The sequence below is a fragment of the Halobellus inordinatus genome (assembly GCF_024464655.1).
Taxonomy (GTDB): Archaea; Halobacteriota; Halobacteria; order Halobacteriales; family Haloferacaceae; genus Haloquadratum; species Haloquadratum inordinatus.
The window spans coordinates 582,026-602,254 of the sequence record NZ_JANHAV010000001.1; the positions used below are offsets into that span (position 1 = coordinate 582,026).

Below are 20,229 nucleotides of genomic sequence, written 5' to 3' on the forward strand. Positions count from 1 at the left end.
TCACCGGGCACCCAGCGCCCGCTCAGGGCCGCCGCTTGCCGATCTCGACGATCGCGTTCGCGAGGACGTCGATCCCGACGCCGATGCTCGCCTCGTCGACGTCGAAGGTATCGGTGTGGTGACCGCTCGGATGGTCCGTGCCGACCCCGACGTACGCCGCCTTTCCGCCGCGCTCCTGGACGTACTGCATCAGATACGTCGCGTCCTCACTGCCGCCCAGGTGGTCCGAGTCGAGAACAGACGTCACTCCGTCGGTGGTTCGGGCGACGTCGCCGACGACGGCGGCGAGTCCCCGGTCGCTCGCCGTCGACGGAGCACGCCCCGCAGTGGTCACGTCGACCTCGCAGTCGTGCATCTCTGCGGCCGAGCGGAGCACGCGCCGAGCGTTCTCGTCCATATACTCCATCAGTTCGGTGGTGTCGCCGCGCACCTCGCCCTCGATGGCGACGCGCTCGGCGACGATGTTCGTCGCCGTCCCGCCCTCGATGACGCCGACGTTGACGCGGGTCGCGCCGTCGGCGTGCCGTGGAACCCCGTAGAGATTCTGGATCGCCGTCGCGGCCGCTTGCATCGCGTTCCGACCCGTCTCGGGCGCGATGCCAGCGTGGGCCGGCGCGCCCTCGAACTCCGCTTCGAACTGTGAGACCGCGAGGAAACCGTCGATGCCCGCGACGATCTCGCCGGAGGGGTGACCGAGGCCGATGTGCACGGCGAGCAGGTAGTCGACGTCGTCGAGGTGCCCCGAGTTCGCCATCGGCTCGCCGCCGGCGATCCGCTCTTCGCCGGGCTGGAAGAACACCTTCAGCGTGCCCTGGAAGTCACTGTCGAGGACGGCATCGAGGACACCGATGCCGATCGTCGCGTGGGCGTCGTGGCCGCAAGCGTGCATGTACCCCTCGTTCGTCGAGCGGAATCCGCTCGCCGCGGGCGCGTGCTCGTCGCCCCGAGATTCGGTGATCGGCAGCGCGTCGATATCGACGCGGAGCGCGACCGTCGGTCCGTCACCCCGCTCTGCGACTGCTAGCGCACCCGTGTTGCCGCCGGCGAGTCGGTCGAGGATGTCGTCGCGAGCGCCCGCCTCGCGGGCGCGTTCGAGCCACGCGTCGAGTTCGTCGTCGTCGGGGACGCCGACGCGGTCCGCAGTGAGGACTTCCGGTCCGACGTAGATCGCGTCGAGATCGCGCGTCTCGAGTTCGTCGACGATCCGCGCGGTCGTGTAGAACTCTCGCCAGGCGGGCTCTGGATGCCGATGCAGGTCGCGCCGGAGTTCCACGAGGTCGGCAGCAGTCATACTCGTCTCTGCGTCGGCGGGTGGTAAAGTCGCGTCGGAGACGGGCACCTGCTGTCTCTCTGGTACCGTCCGGATCGGTTCGTTTATCGGGGACGGCTGCAACCGGTCTGTCGATGAGTGATAGTAGCGACGCATCCAGAACGTTGAGTTTCTACGGCGGCCGGGCCGCAAGCGCGATCCCGATCGCGTTCTTCATCGTCTGGGCCGTCTTCCAGAGCGGACTGCTCGGAATCGGCGACACGACCGGCCTCATCGTCGGAATACTCGTAGGGCTCATCGTCGGAATGTTCTTCGTCAAGGGTCCGTGGAAGACCTACGCTGACGTCCTCTTCGACGGAATGACACAGCGGGTCGCCGCCACAGCGATCGTAGCGTGGCTGTGGGCCGGAATGTTCGCCGAGACCATCCAGGTCGGCGGGTTCGTCGACGGCCTCGTCTGGGCGGCCGACGCCGTCCAGGTCGGTTCGGGCCTGTTCCCGGCGCTGACGTTCCTCCTCGCCGCGCTGTTGGCGACGGGGATCGGCACCGGCTACGGGACGGCGATCGCGTTCACGGCGCTGGTGTTCCCGGCGGGCGTCGCGGTCGGCGCCGACCCGGTGCTGCTGTTCGGCGCGATCCTCTCGGGCGCCGTCTTCGGCGACAATCTCGCGCCCGTGAGCGACACCACGATCGTCTCGGCCGTGACGCAGAACGCCGACATCGGCGGTGTCGTCGCCTCGCGGCTGAAGTACGCCATCGTCGCTGCGGTGTTCGCGTTCGCGGCGTACCTCGCGGCGGGCCAGACGATGCAAGGGACGCCCGTCGACGTCGCTGGCGCGGGTGGCGCCGGGACCGCGCTCGGCCTCGTCCACCTCGCGTCGATCGGCGTCGTGATCGTGACGGCGATCCGCGGCCGTCACATCGTCGAGGCCATCTCGTGGGGTATCGTCCTCTCGGTGTTTCTCAACCTCGCGTTCGGCCTCGCTGAGGTGTCTGCGATGCTCGCCTTCGAGGCCTCTCAAGAATCTGCGCTGGTGCAGTCGATCGACGCGCTCCCCCTCATCGGGGCGTTCGTCGTCCCCGTGGCTCCCGGCGACGCGGCCGTCGCGGGCAGCCTCTACACGGGCGCAGCGGGCTTTTTCCCGCTCATCGTGCTCGTCCTCTTGATCGTCGCGGCCGCGCAGGTGATGCAGCGCGGCGGCGGCTTCGAGGCGATCCAGGAGTTCCTCCTCGAACGGGTCGCGACGACGGTCCGCCGCGCGGAGACGACGATGGTGCTCGGCACGGCGCTTGTCAACGCGATGATTACGATCAACACCGCGGCCGAGATCGCGATCGCCCCGTACATCAAGACGCTCGGGCGTCGCTTCAACATCAACGGCTACCGCCGCGCGAACATCCTCGACGCCAACACGTCGGCGCTCGGCTACATCTTCCCGTGGGGTGGCGGTCTGCTCGCAGGCTACTCGGCGATGCAGCGACTCCCCGAGCAGTACGAGTGGTTCACGCAGGCGATGGTTGTCAATCCCGCGTCGGTCTGGCCGTTCGTCTTCCACGGCTGGTTCCTCGTCGCCGTCTTCCTGCTCGCGGCGTGGACCGGCTACGGCCGTGAGTACGTTTCCGACCGCGCCAGCGAGGAGGTGAGTCGCGTATGAGCCGCTTCGAGAAAGTGCTCGCTGGCCTCACCTTCCGTACTGCCACGCCGTCCTTCGAGGTCGGCGACGAAGTCCCGGCGTTCGTCACCGGCCAAAGCGAGTCGGGACTGCTCGTCCGCGTCGGCGACACCGTCTTGGTACTGCCCGACGCGGACCCCGCGCTCTTGGACGCGAAAGTCACTATCAAAATCGAATCGTTCGACGAGGGGCAACACCGCGGGACCGCCCGCGTCGTCGACGTGCTCCAGGACGGCGAGTAACGCCGCGAAAGAAAGGGAGTCAGTCCCGCAGGTGTCCGAGCGGCTTCTTCTGTTCGACTTCGATCTCGACGTGGAGGCTCTCGGGAAAGTCCATATGGCCGACCTCGCGGGCGATGTGATCGTTCCCGTGGATCTCGAGTTTTCGGGAGTAGACGGTGTAGCTCCACGAGGAGAACTCGTCGCCCGGTTGGAGCGATCGATACTGCGGGACGGCGACGGTTTCCGGCGGATCCGCGTGTGGGCCTTTACACTCCGCGCCTTTGCGTTCGAGCATCGATTTGAGTTCTGAAACTTCCGATTCCAGTTCGTATCGGTTCCCCGACTGGAAGTGTAGTTTTGTGACGAAGGTCATAGCTGGGGTCTCGCTGGGATAGAAGATACGTCGTCACCGAGCCCTAAAAACACATCCATAGGACGGCAGTAACGCCAACGAGCCTTCGCTGCGGCTCGAAGACCCCGACAGAGTCGACCCTCTGAGAGCGCGGACCCGTCCAAACGTCCGATAGCCTCTTAACTCCCTACCCGGTTTATCCATCTAATGACTGTGGAAGCGGTTAGCGCTGGAGCGATCCTCTTCCGCGACACCCGCGGCGAACGGGAGTATTTGCTCCTGAAGAGCCGTCCGGGGGACTGGGAGTTCCCCAAAGGCGGGGTCGAAGGGGAAGAGGAGCTCCAGCAGACAGCCATCAGAGAAGTGAAAGAGGAGGCCGGAATCGAAGATTTCCGTCTTATCGACGGATTCCGCAAGGAGTACGACTACGTCTTCGAGGCGAACGGGAAGACGATCCACAAGACCGTCCACCTGTTCATCGCCCGCTCGTTCGAGGCGAGCGCGGAGCTCTCGAACGAACACCGCGACCTGCAGTGGCGCGACTACGAGCAGGCGACCAACACGATCACACAGGACGGCCCCCGCGAGATCTTCGAGCAGGCACACGAGTACCTCGACCAACTCGCCGCCGAAAACGGCGAGACCGGCGAAGGCAAGTACCTCGCGTAGGCGATCGGAGCCTGACGCGTGTACCCCGGCACCGCCGAGTTCGGCTTCGAGTTGCTCGTCTGCCGCTGGGCAGAGGCCGCCTGGCCGCCCGAGGAGCGACGCGAGGACGCCGTCGTCGTCGCCCGACAGCTCGGCACGCGGGATCGCCGCTGGGACACCGTCGTCTTAGAGTGCGATCCGGACGGATTGGCCGCCCGCGCGCAGTTCGGCGAGCGCGAACTCGACTCGGATCTCCTGCACGTCGTCCGCAACGCCCCGGCCGAGTGGACGTGGTACCGCGACGCCTTGCCGGACCCGGGCTACCCCTGGCGCTACGTCCGCGCAGCGGTGCACCGCGCGGCCGACCGCGGCGTCGTCGAGACGCGCCGCCGGAGCAACCGCATCGAGGTCCGACGGATCGCGCCGTACCCCGATTGGCTCCGCCGGATCGTCGCCGTCGAGAACAAACCCGACCTCGACGCCTCGGCGGCCCGCGCGCTCTCTGCGCAACTCGAACACGACGTCGAGACAGCGCTCGCCGACGAGGTCTGGGTCGCGACCGAGGCGACAGACAGCCGCATCGAACCGGCGCTGCTCGAAGACCTGCCGGTCGACGTGGGGATTTTGGCGGTCTCGTTCGACGGCGACGACGACAGCGAAGCCGCGAGACAGTCCGCAGACGCCAGTCGGCGCACCGCTGCGAACGTCGAGTGGTATCCGAGCGAGGTGACACCTGAGCTCACCGACGGCGACGACGAGCGGCAGCGACGGCGGCTCGAACTCGCCGAGCGCGCGTACGGCCGCGGCTGGCGGTCGTATCACGAGACGATGCGGCCCGACTGCCGCCACTTCGAACTCCGCCGGTTCGGCCGCGCGCTCGTGCCGCACTGCGCTGCGAAGGAGCGCTCACAGACCGCCGCGGAGTGTGCGGAGTCGTGCCCGGAGTTCGAGCCCGAACCGCCGACGTGGCGCACTCGCGGGTGGCCCATCGAGGGCGGTCCCGGAAAGGGGATCAAACGGCTCCTCGACGACCGGCGCGCGTGGATCCGCGCGCGAGAACACGACCGCGGATGAGAAAACCGCCGGAGTGCGCCTCCGTCAGAAACGAGAACCCCGGCGGAGTGAGCACGCCCGATACTCGGACTACGAATCGGCTACTTCGACGTCGATGTCGTCGCGGGGCGCGGCCAGCCTGAACGTCGGCACCGTCCGATAGATCACTTCGACGACGCCCTTCCGACGGAGGCTCTGGAGCGCCCGGCGGACGTCCTCGACCGGCGGGTCGACGTCGAAGTCGTCGCGGACTTTGTTCAACACGCTCACGACGCTCTCGGAGCGCTCGTCGGGGCCGGCGACGACCTGGAATACCTGCGACTCGAGCGCCGGGACGCGAATCACGGAGGGGACGCCGCCCTCGTCGTCGCCGTCGCCCTCGACGCCGGGTTCGACGTCGACTAACTCCGCGGCCTCGGCCGTCGCGCGAATGAGGCTGTTGTCGTCGCGGTAGTAGTAGTCCTTCAGTTCGCTTTCGAGGTACTGGTGGACCTCGCTGCCGGATTCCATCCCCCACTGGTCTTGGAGTTCTTTGTTTTTCGTCGGCTGCAGGCGGACGACGTCGGCGAGCCGTTCTTTCGCCTGCTCGGAGAGGGCTCGATTATCTGTCACACACGGCTTTTCGCACTGTGGTATTAAGACGTTTCAACATCCGACACGCGGTCGCACCGATCCCGGCCGCTTAAGTCTCCGAAGCGTCTGAGTCGGGGTAAGATGGAGTTCTGCGACGAATGCGGCTCGATGATGAAGACCGAGGACGACGTCTGGGTCTGCGGAAACTGCGGGTACGAGAAACCCCGCGATACGGCCGACGAAGAGCATATGACCTCGACGGCCGCCCGCGAGGAGAGCGAGGTGGTCGATATGTCCGACGTCGACGACGCGGAGATCGGACCGACGACGACGGTCATCTGTCCGGAGTGTGGGAACGACCGCGCGCGCTATGAGATGAAGCAGATCCGTTCGGCCGACGAATCCGAGACCCGGTTCTTCACCTGTACCGAGTGCGGCCACAAGTGGCGCGAAGACGACCACTGATACTGTCGGACAGCAGTTCGTGAATTATAGTAGCGTTTGCAAGTCTTCACTCACCGAATCGCACGCTGTCGTGCGATTAGGCTGTGTAATCAGTTGCAAACGCTACTATATATTGGCACCCACGGGGTGCCGCTGATTTTCACATCGTTCTATCCGACAGTATGAGCCGTCGCTGTCGCATCGTTCGCATACTACGGCGGTTTTTCCGGTGACGCGGCCCCCACCGAGTGAATATGCCGTCTTCGCTGTGACCCCTCGACCCCGCCCGTCGCTGCGAATTAAGTCGGTGGCCCCCAAACGAGTGTCCGTGACCGACGAGATCGCGCCGCCGAGCATCGATGTCCCCGATGGCTGGCGGCTGGTCTCCGAAGAGGTGACGGCGCCGTTCGACGTACGCGTGGTCCGAATCGAGGCCCACACTCAGATCTACGAGGACGTCGGGTTGCGAGAGCGGCTGGAAGCGGCGACAGGTGTCGATCGTGGGACGACGTGGCGGTTCGTCTTTGCCAGTCGGCTCCGCATCTCGCCCGCCACCTCGCCGTCGACGGCGCTCACGCGCCTCGTCAAGGACCGTGCGACGTCGAAGTTCGTCGAGGTGCTCGAAGAACGTGGCTTCTCCGGCGTCGACCGCGCCGACACGCACCGGATCGACGTGGACCACACGGAAGTAGAGGCGACGCGGTTCCGCGCGCAGGTGCGCGTCGACGGCCGCAATCGCCCCGTGGAGGCGTACTTCGCCGCGTGGCCGGCCGGCGAGGAGTACCTCCTCGGCGGTGGCGCGTACCCGCTTACGGTTCCGGAGCCGGAGACGTTCGATCCCGAGTCCGCTCGCGAAGAACTGTTCGGAATGTTGCGTTCGATCGAGTGAGCGCGCTGGCCGTGCCGACCCTGCTCAGCGCTCGTTTCGCGCGAACGTCAGATAGCCGGTGTGGCCGACGCCCGCCGTCGAGGGTCGCGAGCCGCGCTCGCCGAAGTCCATCTCGCGTTGGATCGTCTCGAAGGTGTCGACGTCGCGGAGCCCCACTTCGCGGGCCGCCTGGACGGTCTCGCGACTGTTCTCGACGAACGGCGAGTAGACGGCGACGTGGCCGCCGTCCGCGAGGAGGTCGGGCGCACGCTCGACGACCGCGGGCGCGTCGCCGGTATCGAGCGTGATCACGTCGAAGGGGCCGTCCGCGGCGACGGCGTCGAGGTGTTCTGTGAGGTCGCCCGTGCGGACGTCGACGCGGTCGTCGACGCCGGCGAGCCGCATATTCTCGCGCGCGACGTCGGCGAACTCGGCGTCGACCTCGTAGGTCACGACGTCCGCGTGCAGTCGGCCCAGATACGCCGACAGTACGCCCGTTCCCGTTCCGGCGTCCAGCACGCGGTCGCCGGCCGCGACGCCCGTGTGACCGACCACGAGGCCGATGTCGCGCGGGAGCATCGGCGCGCCCGTGCGCTCGAAGTGATTGAACAGGTCCGGCCCGCGCAGTCGACGGACCACGAACTCCTCGCCGAGATGCGTCTCCAGGACGTCGCCGGGTTCGACGTCTTCGGGGACGTCGAGCACGCCGAGGTCCGTCTGGAGTTCGTCGCCCGGGGCGCGGAGGTACTCGCGGTCGTCGTGTACGAGGAGGAAACTCACTCCAGCTGGGCGATGGCGGCCGCGAGGTCGCCGTCGGTCGCTTCGAGCGTCTCACGCGCCGTGTCTGCGTCGACGCCTGCGCGCTCTGCGACGAGTGCGACGTCCTCGTCCGGAATGCCGCCGGACTCGGCGTCGCCGCTTTCGAGCTCCGCGGTCTCGCTCTCGTCGGCCCCGCGCTCGCGGGATTCGGGCTCGCCGACGATCTGGTAGGTCTGCTGGCCCTGCGCGTCCATCCGGGTGACCTGCGCGTCCGAGAAGACGAGTTCCTCGTCGGCCGTCTTGATGACGACCTCCTCGGCATCGAGTTCGGTGACGTCGATGCCCATCTGTTCCATCATCTGCTGCATCTTCCGTGGGTTCATACCGCCTCCGCCGAACATAGTTGGTCGAAGCGTAGGCGGCCGGTAGCAAAAGCGTGGCGAACCGTGCCGTTCAGGTGGGTCTCCGTCGCCCTGTCGATTCGATCGGACGGCGAACGCTCACTCGCTCGCTGCGTCGGGTTCGCGCTTGAGCCCGGTCACTTCCTCGATCGGCATCTCGAAGCCGACGATGGAGAGCTGTCGGCGTCCGACGCCGGTCAAATCCGGTGACCAGGCGTTTTCGTCCATCAGTTCGCCGATCTCGGCCCACTCGTCGGTTCCGAGTTCCCGTAGCGGGCCGAACGCGAGCACGCTCCGCCAGTCCGTCTGTGCATTGAAATCGTACACTGCCAGGCACGCGCGCTCTGTCGTCTCGGTGAACGCGAGTTTGGTGCTGTCGGGACGGAACTGCCAGTAGGCGAAGACGGCGCGTCCGGACTCGTAGCCGAAGGAGATGGGGACCGCGTAGGCTCGGTTCCCGTCGGCCAAAGAGAGGACGCCTGTCCCCTGTGTTTCGAGGTAGGCGTCGATCTCCGCGTCGGTCATCTGCCCGCCACGTACCCGTCCGGGGGTCACGTCGTCGGCAACGTCGTCGCTCATAGCACGCCGTTTGTCGGCGTCCGTAATGGCCTTGTTCCCTTTGGAGCGACAATCCCCACGACCCCGACCGTCGGACAGTTTCAATACCGGTCGGAACCCCACACTGGAGTATGTTCGACCCCGACGACCTCGCGACGATCCGGGAGGCAAAACGCGAGTGGGAGGCCGAGACGCTCTCACCGACGCTGGAACGCTTCGGGGAGCGACGGGAGACGTTCACCACTGACACCGGCGGGCAGACGGTCGAACGGCTCTACACCCCCGAGGACGTGACTGACCTCGACCACGACGCCGACCTCGGATTCCCGGGCGAGGAGCCTTACACGCGCGGGGTCTACCCGACGATGCACCGCGGCCGGCTCTGGACGATGCGGCAGTACGCCGGGATGGGAACCGCCGCGGAGACCAACGAGCGTTTCCGTTACCTCATCGACCAGGGTTCCTCCGGGCTGTCGATGGCGTTCGACCTCCCGACGCAGAAGGGCTACGACTCCGACGCCGGGATGGCGGCGGGCGAAGTCGGTAAGGCGGGCGTCGCGATCGACAGCCTCCGGGATATGGAAGTCGTCTTCGACGACATCCCACTGGACGAAGTCTCGACGTCGATGACGATTAACGCCCCCGCAGCGGTGTTGCTCGCGATGTACGTCGCGATCGGCGATCAACAGGGCGTCCCCCGAGATAAACTCCGTGGCACGATACAGAACGACATTCTCAAAGAATACATCGCGCGCAATCTCTACATCTACCCGCCGGAGCCGTCGATGCGGCTCATCACCGACCTTTTCGAGTTCTGCGCGAGCGAGGTGCCGAACTTCAACACTATCTCGATCTCGGGCTACCACATCCGGGAGGCGGGGTCGACGGCGGCACAAGAGATCGCGTTCACGCTCGGCGACGGCATCGAGTACGTCGAAGCGGCCATCGACGCCGGACTCGACGTCGACGAGTTCGCCCCACAGCTTTCGTTCTTCTTCAACGCCCACAACAACGTCCTCGAAGAGGTCGCGAAGTTCCGGGCTGCCCGGCGAATGTGGGCGAAAATAATGGACGAGCGATTCGACGCGGACGACCCCAAATCGAAGCAGTTGAAGTTCCACGCCCAGACCGGCGGGTCGACCCTCACCGCCCAGCAGGTCGAGAACAACGTGGTCCGCGTCGCCTATCAGGCGATGGCGGCCGTCCTCGGCGGCGCCCAGAGCCTCCACACGAACGGGAAAGACGAGGCGCTGTCGCTGCCGACCGAGCAGTCCGTGCGGACGGCGCTGCGGACGCAGCAGATCCTCGCGCACGAGTCGGGCGTCGCGGACACGATCGATCCGCTCGGCGGGAGCTACGCGATCGAGTCGCTCACCGACGATATCGAAGCCGAGGCGTTCGAGATCCTCGAGGAGGTCGACAGCCGCGGCGGGATGCTCGAGGCGGTGAAGTCCGGGTGGGTACAGCGACAGATCCAAGACGTCGCCTTCGAACGCCAGCAGGAGATCGAATCGGGCGAGCGGATCGTCGTCGGGGTCAACGAGTACCAGGTCGACGAAGAACCGCAGGTCGACGTCGAAGACGTCGACGAGGCGGACGAAAAGCGGCAACGAGAACGATTGGAGGCAGTGAAAGACGAGCGGGACGAGGAAGCCGTCGAAGCGGCGCTCGCGACTGTTCGGGAGGCCGCCGCGGGCGACGCAAACCTCGTGCCGCCCATCGTCGACGCCGTGAAAGCCTACGCGACGGTCGGCGAGATATCGAACGCGCTCCGCGAGGAGTTCGGCGAGTACCGTCCCGCGCGATAGCGGCAGCGGATTTTATCTCCGCGTCGCGCTACCGTCCCCCTATGCCGATGGCTTTCGACCACCTGGGCGTGGCGACGACCGACGGGGAAGAACTGGCAGCGACCTTCGAGACGCTCTTCGAGGCCTCGATCGTCCACGAGGAGACGTTCGACGGGATGATCGCTCGGTTCCTCGAACTCGACGGCGGCTACTTCGAGTTGCTCGAACCGCTCGAAGACGGCACGATCGCGCGCTACCTCGACAGCCACGGTCCGGGCATTCACCACGTCGCACTCCGGACCGAAGACATCGGCGCGGCGCTCGCACGCGCCCGCGACGCCGGCGTCGACCTCGTCGACGAGGAGCCGCGACCGGGCGCGTGGGGCCACGAAGTAGCGTTCCTGCACCCGAAGTCGACCGGGGGCGTCCTCGTTGAGTACGTCGAACACGGCGACGGGGCGTAGCGGTCGGGGCCGCCGGAGGAGCCGACAGTATTAGGCGGCCCGTCACGTCCACACGCGTAGGATGCGCGATTGGCTCTCTCACCGGGTCCGGATCGAACCGGAGGGCGACGCCCTCGTGACTGCAGCGACGGGCGACGTCTACACGTTCGCGAACCTCGATGCGCTCGTCGACGACCTCGCCGGCCGACTCGCCGCGACGGGCGTCGAACGCGGCGCACACGTCGGCGTCGTGCTGGATCCTCGACTCGAATACGTCTGTCTCGTCCACGCCGCGATGCGACTCGGCGTCACGCTCGTTCCGATGGGTGACGAACTGACCGCCCGCGAACTCGCCGAGCAGATCGAAACGGCGGACGTGTCGACAATCGTCTGCGGCGACGCGACCGAAACGACGGTTGTACACGCTCTCTCGCGCGTGGCTGGCGAAGCGGCCGACACTGAGGGGGGTAATGGCGAAGCCACCAACTCTGGCGAGGAGACCGACTCCGACGACGAGACCGGTAGTGAGGACGAGTCTGGAAGCAGCGGCAAGGCCGGCTTCGACGACGTACCCGGCGGCGAGGACGGTGCCGGCTGTGACCGCACCGCCTCGGTCGTCACCGTCGACGAACCGAACACGGACGCCGTGACCTCCCTCTCGTCGGTGACGCCCGAGTCTGTGACGCCCGCGGAATGGTCGCTCGAGGACACCCAACTCATCCTGTTCACGTCGGGCACTACTGGCGATCCGAAGGCCGTCCGGCTGACGACGGGGAATCTCCTAGCCAGCGCGGTCGCATCGGTGTTCCGTCTGGGATTCGACCCGGACGACCGGTGGCTCGTGACGCTCTCGTTGCACCATATGGGTGGGATCGCGCCGATTCTCAGAATGCCGCTGTACGGGATGACGGTCGTCTTCCGAGCGGGCTTCGATGCCGGGGCGGCAGCAGACGATCTGGACCGATACGATGCGACCGCCGTCTCGCTGGTCCCGACGATGCTCCGCCGGATGCTGGACCGCCGGGGGACGCTCACGGAGTCGCTCCGCGTCGTACTCCTCGGTGGCGCACCCGCGTCGCCGGAACTGATCGAGCGTTGCCGCGACTACTCCGTCCCGGTGTTCCCGACGTACGGAATGACCGAAACCGCCTCCCAGATCGCGACGGCCCGCCCGAACGCGGCGTACGAGAATCCCGAGAGCGTCGGTCGCCCGCTCTTTATGACCGACGTCACCGTCGTCGACGAGGCGGGATCGCCGGTCCCACCCGGAGAGCCCGGCGAACTCGTCGTCGACGGCCCGACGGTGACACCTGGCTACTACGGCGACAGCGACGCCACCGAGGCAGCGTTCGGGGAGTTCGGGTTCCACACCGGCGACGTCGGCGTCGCCGACGAGTATGGGACGCTCACCGTTCTGAACCGCGTCGACGACCGGATCGTCACCGGCGGCGAGAACGTCGACCCCGGCGAAGTCGTCGACGCTCTCCTCGCACACCCGAGCGTGCGTGAGGCGGCCGTCGTCGGCGTGCCGGACGCCGAGTGGGGCGAACGCGTCTCGGCGCTGGTCGTCCCCGAAGGCGACTCGATCGACCGGGACGAGTTGCTCGGGTTCGCTCGCGACCGACTGGCCGGCTTCAAACTCCCGAAAGTGATCGTGGTCACCGAAGCGATTCCGCGGACCGTCTCGGGGACGGTGGACCGAGAAGCCGTCCGGGAGCGGCTCTCCGGGACGAGGCCGAAAGATGATCGCACAGACTCGGACGCCGACACCGACGACTGAATCAGAGAACTATAAACGAATGTAACGTTTTTCAAAGTTCCGAGAGTTATTTGCTCGTGGCATTCGAGTGGCCTTTATGGACCTTCTCGACGAGTCGGTCGTGCCCGAGCACGCCCGCGAAGTAAAACAGGAGGCGCGCGAGTTCGCCGACGAGTACATCCGTCCGAACGCCGAGGAGTACTTCCGATCTGCGGAGTACCCCTGGGAGATCCTCGAAGCGGCAATGGACGCCGGTCTCGTCGCCCAAGACATCGGCGAGGAGTACGGTGGCCGTGGTCTCGACCTCGAACAGATTCTCGCGATCAACGAGGAGTTCTACGCGGCCGACGCCGGTATCGCGCTGACGCTGATGCTCGCGTCGTTCGGCTGTGAGATCGTAGAGAAGTATGGGTCCGAGGAACAGAAAGACGAGTACCTCAGACCGGTCGCAGCGAACGAGCAGATCTCGGGACTCGCCGTCTCGGAGCCACAGACCGGATCGGATATGGCCGGGATGACGACCACTGCCGAGCGAACCGACGACGGCTGGGTCCTGAACGGCGAGAAGTACTGGGTGGGGAACGCCGTGGAGGCCGACTGGCTGACCGTCTACGCGAAGACGGACGACAGCGACGACCGCTACTCGGACTACTCGATGTTCATCGTCGAGACCGACACCCCCGGGTACGAGGCCGAGCACATCCCCGAGAAGATGGGGATGCGCGCCTCCAAGCAGGGCCACATCGTCTTCGACGACTGCGAGATCCCCGAGGAGAACCTCGTCGGCACCGAAGGTGGAGGCTTCTACGTCCTCGCGGACTTCTTCAATCACGGCCGCGTCGTCGTCGGCGGTCACGGCATCGGTCTCGCGGCCCGCGCCATCGAGGAGACGTGGAAGTTCGTCCACGACAGAGAGGCGTTCGGGCGAAACATCTCTGAGTTCCAGTCCACCCAGCACATCATCGCCGATATGCGGATGGAGTTCGAGGCGGCGCGGACGCTCAACTGGCGTGCAGCGCACAAGGTCGAAACCAACGAGGACGCCGGCTTCTGGGCGGCGGCGACGAAGACCAAATCGACGGAGGTGGCGATGCAGTGTGCCGAGCGCGGGATGCAACTCCACGGCGGCCGCTCGGTCCTCGAAGAGTACCCGATCTCGCGGGTGTACCGTGACGTCCGCATCCCGGTCATCTACGAGGGTGCAAACGAGATCCAGCGCAACCTCATCTACCGACAGGGCAGCATCTGACGCGCTCGCGCAGGCGTCGGGACGTATTCGAATCTCCAACTGGGGTGCCGTCTCAATCACTGAGCGGTCCCGTCGACGCTTTTTCGCTCACAGATCCCACCGCAGTCCGCCGATCCGCCCGACCCTAAGGGTGTAGGGTCGGGAGTCAATGTGGATTCGGCCATCTACTCTGGTACCGAACGACGATGTCCAAGAGCCAATCTTCCCACACCGAACTGACCGAGTACTGCGACGAATGCGGCGCGCGGACTCCCCACGAGGTTTCGATCGAACTCAAGACCGAGAGCAAGAAGCAGACGAACCGGGCGTTCTCCAGAGAGCCCTACCGAGTGACGAAGTGCCGAGCCTGCGGCGACGAACGCGCCCAGCGGATGAACGACGCCTGATTCGGCTCACCGCCCACACGGGCACGAACTCTCCGTAGATTTCTGCGCACGCGGGCGGCCCCCGATCGCCTGCAGTTTTCGACGCCGACTCTCCCGTCGCTCACACTGTCAGACAGCAGTTCGTGAATCACGTTGGCACTCACGGAGTGCCAATGGTCTTCACACCGTTCTGTCCGACAGTATCTGACTCTCAGATTACGTACGTCCGATAGTATCAGTCGTCGCTCGCCGCGTCGCCGGTGTCGTCCGCCCGATTCCCCGTCCGGCGGTCAGTCGACGTCTCCGCGAAGAACGATTCGATGAGCTTTCGCTCGCCGGATCGGAGGTGCTCGTGGAACGTCGGCGCGGCGATGCCGAGCGAGGCTGCGACCTCCTCGGCGGTGCTGCCGCGCGGCCAGTCGAAGTAGCCCGAGGCCAGCGCCGTCTCCATCACGTCGCGCTGTCTGTCGGTCAGTTTCTCTTCGAGCTGTCGACGGAACGAGGACGTCGACTGCACTGCGTCTTCGACCTCTCGTTTCGCGAGCACCGACACGTCCGGGTACGACGATTGCACGGCGTTCGTGAGCGCTCTGAGGTCGGACCGGGCGGGCACTCTGACGACGAGTTCGCCCTCACCGCCGGTCGCGCTGAACGACTCCACCGACGCGCCCAGTTCGACGAGCGTCACGACCACCGAGGCGTCGGCTAGCCGGAACTCGAACAGCGCTTCGTCGTCTTCGTCGGAGATGACCCGCCCGTTCACGAGCGCGTCGAGCGGTGCGACGGCCGAGAGCACCGTCGACGGATCCACGTCTTCGATCGAGGCGTAGCAGGAGACGACGCCCTCGTCCGCGAGTGAGGGGCCTTCGAGCGTCACGGTCGTGTCGAACTCCAAGGAGAGGTCGACGAGCACGTCTCGGGTGTCGGTGTGCTCGAACTCCAGTTCGACCGCGCTGTCGCCGTGAAGCAACTGCTTTGACTCGGCGGCGTTGATGCCGTGCCCGACCGTCTCGCCGACGCCGCCGAGCATCGACCGCTCCTCCTCGGAGATCGATCCGCGCACGTAGACGACGAGCGCGCCGTAGACCGTCTCCCGGTAGGTGACCGGGATGGCGACGAGGGTCAGTTCCCCAGCGACGGCGTCGGCGTTTCGCAGGGCTGCCGCGGCGTGGGCCGGCGAGACGGCGTCGGTCACGACAGATCGCGTGTCTATCGCCTCGCGGACGAGCGCCGCCGGATCCGCCGAACTGCCCTCGGCGAACGGGGACGTGACCGACTCGGCAACGGCCGCGCACTCGACGGTGTCGACTGCTTCGTTGTACCGCGCGATCCACGCTCCGTCGTAGGGCGAGGACTCGAAGGAGGCACACACCGTCTCCGCGATGCCCTCGCGGGTGCTCGCGTCGACGAGCGCCTGGTCCACGTCGCGGAGGAAGCCGTTGATCCGGCGCACGCGGTCCAGTTGGCGTTCGCGCTCGCGGATCTCCGATTCGCGCTCCTCGCGGAGTTCACGGACTCTGGCAGTTAGGTCGTCGAGGGCGGTCGGGTCGCCGAGGTCGCGGAGATCGCGCTCTTCGAGGACTGCTTCCGTCGATTCCAGCGCGAAGTACTCGCGGACACGCTCGTCGAACTCCGAGCGGACGAGCAGTTCTTCGACGGTTCCGGTGACGCTATCCTCGTCGACCGGCTTGACGAGGTACTCGTCGAACGGCATCTCGACGATGTCGGTGTCGGGTTCGACGGCCGTCATCATCGCGACGCGGCAGTCGTACCCCCGTTCGTCGATCTCCGCGAGCACCTCGTCGCCCGAGAGGTCCGGCATCCGGCGGTCGAGGAGGACGACGTCGACCTCGTCGTCCATCTGTTCGAGCGCGTCCTCTCCGCCGTAGGCGACGCGAACGTCGAAGTCCTCGCGGAGCCAGTACTCGCAGGTGTCGGCGAGGTCTCTGTCGTCGTCGACGACGAGGACGACCGGCTCGTCGTCTGACGCATCGGTCTCGGCTTGCGGTTCGTCTGTCGGCGTCGCAGGGTTCTCCACCGTCCCGTCGGGGGGCGAACCTGTCGCAGCCGACGTGTCGTCTGGCCCCGACTGAGAGCCGTTCGACGAACCGTCCGATGTCATCCTAATACCCGGACGAAACGAGTCCACGGATAAATAGCTGCCCCTCAGACCCCCAATTTCCGCTCGGGGCCTAAGGACGTAGGGGTCCGTGTTAGGGTACTACATCCCCTCTCCCCGAGTGGATATGTTCGACCGATCCGTCGCAGAGGTGGCGTGCAATGCCTGAGTGTCAGAACTGTGGCTCATTCGTCTCGCGGGACTACGTCCGGGTCTTCGCCCCGGAAGGGTTCACAGACGCCCGCGTCTGTCCCAACTGTGAGGACGCAATCCGGGAGGGAGCAGAAGTCCGAGACGCCCGTGCCCGGCGCGTCTCGTCGTCCCCCTGACGCATTCGGTGCTCCCGACACGACGCTCCACCGCCTCCCGAGCCCGACGCCGACCCCCCGTTTCGACAGCGTCCACCACTCCCCCAACCACGCTGTCGGGCGTCCCCTCCGGACCGCCTCATACGGCGGTCCCTTCGTTCCCCCATTCCTCCAGCCGTCACCTCCGTGACGGCGCTCCCACGCCCCGACCAGTCGAACCGCAAACCTACAAGATGCTCCCGTTGGAGGTGAGGCTATGCGACTGGAGGACTACTGGGGGGTCGGTCCGAAGACGAGCGAGAAACTCCGAGAGGCGATGGGCACAGAGCGCGCCATCGCGGCCATCGAGAACGCCGACATCCGCGCGCTGGCTGACGCCGGGATCCCGCGGGGGCGTGCGGTCAGAATCCTCCGCAGAGCCAACGGTGCGGCGGGCATCGAAACGCTCGGGACGCGGGACGCCCGCGACGTCTACGACGAACTGCTGACGCTGGCGAGCGAACACGCGCTGACCGCGCACGCCGCCGACCGGATTCGCGTGTTGACGCCGCTGTCGGACGTCGACGAACGGGAGTCGCGACTCGACCGCGTGCTCGCCGCACGCGACGCCTGGGTCGAACTGAACGACGAGGATCGCGCGGCCGTCCGTTCGGCGTTCGACGCCTACGACGAGGCCGGCGGCACCGACCGGATCGCGGTCGAGACGGCGCTCGCGCTCCGCGAGGCGGGCCTGCGCGGCGGGACCTTCGCCGCGTTGGACGACCTCGACGACGACGCGCTCGAAGCGGCCGCGGCCGCGCTCGGCACCGTCGACGAAGATGGATCGGTCGCACCCGGTACCGACGACGAACTCGATCGCCTGCGCGAGAAGCGGGACGCCGCCGCGCAACTGGAGTCGAGCGCGCTCGACGTGCTAGAGTCCGTGCGCGAGCGCGGCGTCCGAAGTTTCGAGGAGTTCCGCGCGGCGTTCGTCGAGTACGTCGCGAGCGAGACCGACGTTCGCCGCGGGCGCGTCGAGGCCGCGGTCGCCGAGGACGCCCACGACGAGGCGGACTTCGCGGGGACGTCCCTCCGGGCGCTCGTCGCCGAACTCGACGCCGACGTCGAGGAACGCGAACGCACAGTGGCAGCCGATCTGCGGGAGTCGATCGAGACCGCGCGCGAGGACGTCGAGACCGCCGTCGGCGCCGTCTCCGAGATCGCGTTCGACCTCTCGCTCGGCCGCTTCGCCGCCGCGTACGATCTGATCCGCCCGCGGCTCGTCGAGGACGGACTCGCCGTCGTCGGCGCGCGGAACCTCTCGCTGTCCGGTGAGATTCAGCCCGTCACGTACGCCGTCGGGTCACACAGCATAGGCTCGGCCGACCTCGGCGACGACGCGCCGAAGCCGCCATCCGGCGACCGCGTCGCCGTCCTCACCGGGGCGAACTCAGGCGGGAAGACGACGCTCTTGGAGACGCTCGCACAGGTCGTCCTGCTCGCCTCGATGGGGCTGCCCGTGCCCGCAGCGCGGGCCGAGGTCGGTCAGTTCGATACGGTGGTCTTCCACCGCCGACACGCCAGTTTCAACGCCGGCGTCCTGGAGTCGACGCTGAAATCGATCGTCCCGCCGCTGTCGACCGGCGACCGCACGCTGATGCTCGTCGACGAGTTCGAGGCGATCACCGAACCCGGCCGGGCCGCCGACCTGCTGAACGGCCTGGTCGATCTGACGGTCGATCAGGACGCGCTCGGCGTCTACGTGACCCACCTCGCCGACGACCTCAGTCCCCTCCCCCCGGAGGCGCGCATCGACGGCATCTTCGCGGAGGGGCTGACCGACGACCTCGCGCTCCGCGTCGACTACCAGCCACGGTTCGGCACGGTCGGCAAGTCGACGCCGGAGTTCATCGTCTCCCGACTCGTCGCGAACGCCCGAGACCGCGCGGAGCGACGTGGCTTCGAGGCGCTCGCGGCCGCGGTTGGCGAGGAGGCGGTCCAGCGCACGCTCTCGGATGCGGCGTGGTCGGGTGACTGAAGCCCGGCCCGGCCGAACGTTTTTGCAGTGTCCCGTGGTACCAGTCCCCGATGGTCGATCTCCCGTGGGGACGGAGCGGTGACGCGGATGAGGACTCCGAGGACGACGTCGACGAGTATCCGAACGCGCTCGTCGTCTGCACGTTCCAGGACGGCACACTGGTCGTCTACGAGGACCGCGTCGAAATCTATCGCGTGGACCGCTCACGGTTCGACGACAAGACGATCCCAGCCGACGAGATAACCGGCGTCGACCTCGCGAAGGGGATCACCATCGGCTACCTCCAGATCGAACAGGTCGACGTCCCCGTCGACTCGGGGGGCCTCCTCAGCGACCCGGTCAACGCGAACACCCTTCACTTCGGCCGGGGTGGTCGGGAGTGCGCTTCGGAGGCCCGCACAGAGATTCTGGCGCACGCTAGCGGGTGAGCGCGGGACTCGGCGAGGTCTACTCCTTCGGGGTGCTCGTCGTCGTCACATCTCCGCGCCCTGTTCGTCGATCGCGTCGGCCGCGATCGACCGCCCGCGGGCGTTGAGTTCCACCTCGTGTCGGATCCGGACCTCGTCTAAGACGTCGTGGTCGATGAGCCGTACAAAGAGTTCTTCGACCTCGTCGACGTCGATCCCGAGAAACGCGGGGATGTCGAACGGGGAGACGCCGGAGTACAGCGCCATCAACACCTGCTTGTCCTGCCTCGAGAGATCGAGCGCCGTCTCGGTCTGTTCCTCGCCGATCCGCAGAAGCGACTTCAGGATGCCGACGGCCCGTTCGGGTCCCGAGATGTACGTCTGGACGCTCGTCCCGTTGTCGTCGGAGTGTTCGACCTCGATGACCTCTCGTCGCTCCTCGCGGACGGTTCGGCGCCCCATCTCGATGTCACCGATGTCGTCGAGTTGGATGCCGACGAACGTGCCGGCGACAGTCGCGATGTTGACGGCTTCCGTCTCGACTTGCATCTTGGCGCGCTCCCACTCGGTGTTCTGCACGACGCCGCCCTCGACGGCCGGGTGTCGAACGAGGAACTTCGTCGAGGACAGCAGCGCGTCGTAGAGGTCCATCTCGAACTCCTCGAATTCCGCGGGCGCGACGAGGATCACGTCCTCGCCGTCGTCGAACTGCAGCGCGATGTAGTCGGCGACGGTCGCGACGCGCTGGTTCACGTCGAACCGGCCGCCCACCTGTTCGATCTTCGAGAGCGGAAAGGTGCGCTTGCCGCTCGTCCCCGCGAGCACGATCCGTTTGTTCGAGAGCAGGATGCGGCCGTTCGTCCAGCCGGCGTCGCTCCGTTCGCGACCGTTACGGAGCGCTTGCAGGAACCGTCCGCGCGTGTCCGCGAGTTTCGTTTCACCTGGTTTCACACGC

Annotated in this window: 22 protein-coding genes; 14 read left to right on the forward strand and 8 right to left on the reverse strand. The window is 66.5% G+C overall.

Annotation, left to right across the window (positions count from 1 at the left end; genetic code table 11):
* Positions 1 to 22: 22 nt before the first annotated feature.
* Entirely contained in the window at positions 23 to 1,291 is a 1,269-nt protein-coding gene (locus tag NO347_RS02985; protein WP_256288190.1) for an amidohydrolase, read from the reverse strand.
* Positions 1,292 to 1,404: 113 nt separating this feature from the next.
* Between NO347_RS02985 and NO347_RS02990 the strand changes: the two genes are divergently transcribed.
* Positions 1,405 to 2,925, forward strand: coding sequence for a Na+/H+ antiporter NhaC family protein (locus NO347_RS02990; RefSeq protein ID WP_256288191.1), 1,521 nt, complete (start codon positions 1,405 to 1,407; stop codon positions 2,923 to 2,925).
* Positions 2,922 to 3,185 carry a DUF7513 family protein gene (locus NO347_RS02995; RefSeq protein ID WP_256288192.1) on the forward strand — a complete coding sequence of 88 codons (264 nt, stop codon included), beginning with the start codon at positions 2,922 to 2,924 and terminating at the stop codon, positions 3,183 to 3,185. The genes NO347_RS02990 and NO347_RS02995 overlap by 4 nt, the downstream gene beginning before the upstream one ends.
* Before the next feature lie 19 nt (positions 3,186 to 3,204).
* On the opposite strand, the gene NO347_RS03000 is transcribed toward NO347_RS02995, so the two are convergent.
* Entirely contained in the window at positions 3,205 to 3,537 is a 333-nt protein-coding gene (locus NO347_RS03000; protein WP_121568262.1) for an uS10/mL48 family ribosomal protein, read from the reverse strand.
* A gap of 186 nt (positions 3,538 to 3,723) precedes the next feature.
* On the opposite strand from NO347_RS03000, the gene NO347_RS03005 reads away from it, so the two are divergent.
* Complete coding sequence (locus NO347_RS03005) at positions 3,724 to 4,185, forward strand: bis(5'-nucleosyl)-tetraphosphatase (RefSeq protein ID WP_256288193.1); 462 nt, start codon at positions 3,724 to 3,726, stop codon at positions 4,183 to 4,185.
* 18 nt (positions 4,186 to 4,203) lie between these two features.
* The gene (locus NO347_RS03010; protein ID WP_256288194.1) at positions 4,204 to 5,238 is read left to right on the forward strand and encodes a DUF5787 family protein; all 1,035 of its coding nucleotides are present in this window, start codon (positions 4,204 to 4,206) and stop codon (positions 5,236 to 5,238) included.
* 69 nt (positions 5,239 to 5,307) lie between these two features.
* On the opposite strand, the gene NO347_RS03015 is transcribed toward NO347_RS03010, so the two are convergent.
* Positions 5,308 to 5,829, reverse strand: a complete 522-nt coding sequence (locus tag NO347_RS03015) for a DUF5797 family protein (RefSeq protein ID WP_121568265.1) — start codon at positions 5,827 to 5,829, stop codon at positions 5,308 to 5,310.
* A 102-nt stretch (positions 5,830 to 5,931) separates the two neighbouring features.
* Here NO347_RS03015 and NO347_RS03020 point away from each other — a divergent pair, with 102 nt between their 5' ends.
* A complete protein-coding gene (locus NO347_RS03020) occupies positions 5,932 to 6,255 on the forward strand; it encodes a transcription factor S (protein ID WP_121568266.1) in 324 nt (107 codons plus the stop codon).
* Between the two features lie 307 nt (positions 6,256 to 6,562).
* Positions 6,563 to 7,123, forward strand: coding sequence for a DUF6517 family protein (locus tag NO347_RS03025; RefSeq protein ID WP_256288195.1), 561 nt, complete (start codon positions 6,563 to 6,565; stop codon positions 7,121 to 7,123).
* A gap of 24 nt (positions 7,124 to 7,147) precedes the next feature.
* Here NO347_RS03025 and NO347_RS03030 read toward each other — a convergent pair whose 3' ends face one another.
* The 3 genes from NO347_RS03030 to NO347_RS03040 all read right to left on the reverse strand — a co-directional run bounded on the left by NO347_RS03030 (position 7,148) and on the right by NO347_RS03040 (position 8,841).
* Positions 7,148 to 7,882: a methyltransferase domain-containing protein gene (locus tag NO347_RS03030; protein WP_256288196.1), complete on the reverse strand. Its 735-nt coding sequence runs from the start codon at positions 7,880 to 7,882 to the stop codon at positions 7,148 to 7,150.
* A complete protein-coding gene (locus tag NO347_RS03035; RefSeq protein WP_256288197.1) occupies positions 7,879 to 8,262 on the reverse strand; it encodes a nascent polypeptide-associated complex protein in 384 nt (127 codons plus the stop codon). The genes NO347_RS03030 and NO347_RS03035 overlap by 4 nt, the downstream gene beginning before the upstream one ends.
* 99 nt (positions 8,263 to 8,361) lie before the next feature.
* A complete protein-coding gene (locus tag NO347_RS03040) occupies positions 8,362 to 8,841 on the reverse strand; it encodes a pyridoxamine 5'-phosphate oxidase family protein (protein WP_256288198.1) in 480 nt (159 codons plus the stop codon).
* Positions 8,842 to 8,951: 110 nt separating this feature from the next.
* On the opposite strand from NO347_RS03040, the gene NO347_RS03045 reads away from it, so the two are divergent.
* From NO347_RS03045 to NO347_RS03065, 5 genes are all read left to right on the forward strand, one after another.
* Entirely contained in the window at positions 8,952 to 10,628 is a 1,677-nt protein-coding gene (locus NO347_RS03045; protein WP_256288199.1) for an acyl-CoA mutase large subunit family protein, read from the forward strand.
* Positions 10,629 to 10,675: 47 nt separating this feature from the next.
* Positions 10,676 to 11,071, forward strand: a complete 396-nt coding sequence (gene mce / locus NO347_RS03050) for a methylmalonyl-CoA epimerase (protein WP_256288422.1) — start codon at positions 10,676 to 10,678, stop codon at positions 11,069 to 11,071.
* Positions 11,072 to 11,132: 61 nt separating this feature from the next.
* Complete coding sequence (menE, locus tag NO347_RS03055) at positions 11,133 to 12,830, forward strand: o-succinylbenzoate--CoA ligase (protein WP_256288200.1); 1,698 nt, start codon at positions 11,133 to 11,135, stop codon at positions 12,828 to 12,830.
* A gap of 76 nt (positions 12,831 to 12,906) precedes the next feature.
* On the forward strand, positions 12,907 to 14,058 hold the full coding sequence (locus tag NO347_RS03060; RefSeq protein WP_121568274.1) for an acyl-CoA dehydrogenase family protein: 1,152 nt from the start codon (positions 12,907 to 12,909) through the stop codon (positions 14,056 to 14,058).
* A gap of 185 nt (positions 14,059 to 14,243) precedes the next feature.
* The gene (locus tag NO347_RS03065) at positions 14,244 to 14,444 is read left to right on the forward strand and encodes a DUF7835 family putative zinc beta-ribbon protein (protein ID WP_121568275.1); all 201 of its coding nucleotides are present in this window, start codon (positions 14,244 to 14,246) and stop codon (positions 14,442 to 14,444) included.
* A gap of 214 nt (positions 14,445 to 14,658) precedes the next feature.
* Here the strand turns inward: NO347_RS03065 and NO347_RS03070 are convergent, their stop codons facing one another.
* Positions 14,659 to 16,545, reverse strand: a complete 1,887-nt coding sequence (locus NO347_RS03070; RefSeq protein WP_256288201.1) for a bacterio-opsin activator domain-containing protein — start codon at positions 16,543 to 16,545, stop codon at positions 14,659 to 14,661.
* A gap of 158 nt (positions 16,546 to 16,703) precedes the next feature.
* On the opposite strand from NO347_RS03070, the gene NO347_RS17330 reads away from it, so the two are divergent.
* From NO347_RS17330 to NO347_RS03080, 3 genes are all read left to right on the forward strand, one after another.
* Positions 16,704 to 16,871 carry a DUF7563 family protein gene (locus tag NO347_RS17330; RefSeq protein ID WP_425492334.1) on the forward strand — a complete coding sequence of 56 codons (168 nt, stop codon included), beginning with the start codon at positions 16,704 to 16,706 and terminating at the stop codon, positions 16,869 to 16,871.
* Positions 16,872 to 17,106: 235 nt separating this feature from the next.
* The gene (locus NO347_RS03075; protein WP_256288202.1) at positions 17,107 to 18,867 is read left to right on the forward strand and encodes a MutS-related protein; all 1,761 of its coding nucleotides are present in this window, start codon (positions 17,107 to 17,109) and stop codon (positions 18,865 to 18,867) included.
* Between the two features lie 50 nt (positions 18,868 to 18,917).
* Positions 18,918 to 19,295 (forward strand): hypothetical protein, encoded by a 378-nt coding sequence (locus tag NO347_RS03080; RefSeq protein ID WP_256288203.1) that lies wholly within the window; start codon positions 18,918 to 18,920, stop codon positions 19,293 to 19,295.
* A gap of 45 nt (positions 19,296 to 19,340) precedes the next feature.
* Here the strand turns inward: NO347_RS03080 and NO347_RS03085 are convergent, their stop codons facing one another.
* A complete protein-coding gene (locus NO347_RS03085; protein WP_121568429.1) occupies positions 19,341 to 20,225 on the reverse strand; it encodes a CheF family chemotaxis protein in 885 nt (294 codons plus the stop codon).
* Positions 20,226 to 20,229: the final 4 nt, after the last annotated feature.

Coding starts and splice junctions, on each gene's coding strand:
- NO347_RS03005 (WP_256288193.1), top strand. CDS start 3,724: ATGACTGTGGAAGCGGTTAGCGCTGGAGCGATCCTCTTCCGCGACACC.
- NO347_RS03080 (WP_256288203.1), top strand. CDS start 18,918: ATGGTCGATCTCCCGTGGGGACGGAGCGGTGACGCGGATGAGGACTCC.
- NO347_RS03065 (WP_121568275.1), top strand. CDS start 14,244: ATGTCCAAGAGCCAATCTTCCCACACCGAACTGACCGAGTACTGCGAC.
- NO347_RS03045 (WP_256288199.1), top strand. CDS start 8,952: ATGTTCGACCCCGACGACCTCGCGACGATCCGGGAGGCAAAACGCGAG.
- NO347_RS03020 (WP_121568266.1), top strand. CDS start 5,932: ATGGAGTTCTGCGACGAATGCGGCTCGATGATGAAGACCGAGGACGAC.
- NO347_RS03075 (WP_256288202.1), top strand. CDS start 17,107: ATGCGACTGGAGGACTACTGGGGGGTCGGTCCGAAGACGAGCGAGAAA.
- NO347_RS17330 (WP_425492334.1), top strand. CDS start 16,704: ATGCCTGAGTGTCAGAACTGTGGCTCATTCGTCTCGCGGGACTACGTC.
- NO347_RS02990 (WP_256288191.1), top strand. CDS start 1,405: ATGAGTGATAGTAGCGACGCATCCAGAACGTTGAGTTTCTACGGCGGC.
- NO347_RS03035 (WP_256288197.1), bottom strand. CDS start 8,262: ATGTTCGGCGGAGGCGGTATGAACCCACGGAAGATGCAGCAGATGATG.
- NO347_RS03040 (WP_256288198.1), bottom strand. CDS start 8,841: ATGAGCGACGACGTTGCCGACGACGTGACCCCCGGACGGGTACGTGGC.
- NO347_RS02995 (WP_256288192.1), top strand. CDS start 2,922: ATGAGCCGCTTCGAGAAAGTGCTCGCTGGCCTCACCTTCCGTACTGCC.
- NO347_RS03070 (WP_256288201.1), bottom strand. CDS start 16,545: ATGACATCGGACGGTTCGTCGAACGGCTCTCAGTCGGGGCCAGACGAC.
- NO347_RS02985 (WP_256288190.1), bottom strand. CDS start 1,291: ATGACTGCTGCCGACCTCGTGGAACTCCGGCGCGACCTGCATCGGCAT.
- NO347_RS03000 (WP_121568262.1), bottom strand. CDS start 3,537: ATGACCTTCGTCACAAAACTACACTTCCAGTCGGGGAACCGATACGAA.
- menE (WP_256288200.1), top strand. CDS start 11,133: ATGCGCGATTGGCTCTCTCACCGGGTCCGGATCGAACCGGAGGGCGAC.
- mce (WP_256288422.1), top strand. CDS start 10,676: ATGGCTTTCGACCACCTGGGCGTGGCGACGACCGACGGGGAAGAACTG.
- NO347_RS03060 (WP_121568274.1), top strand. CDS start 12,907: ATGGACCTTCTCGACGAGTCGGTCGTGCCCGAGCACGCCCGCGAAGTA.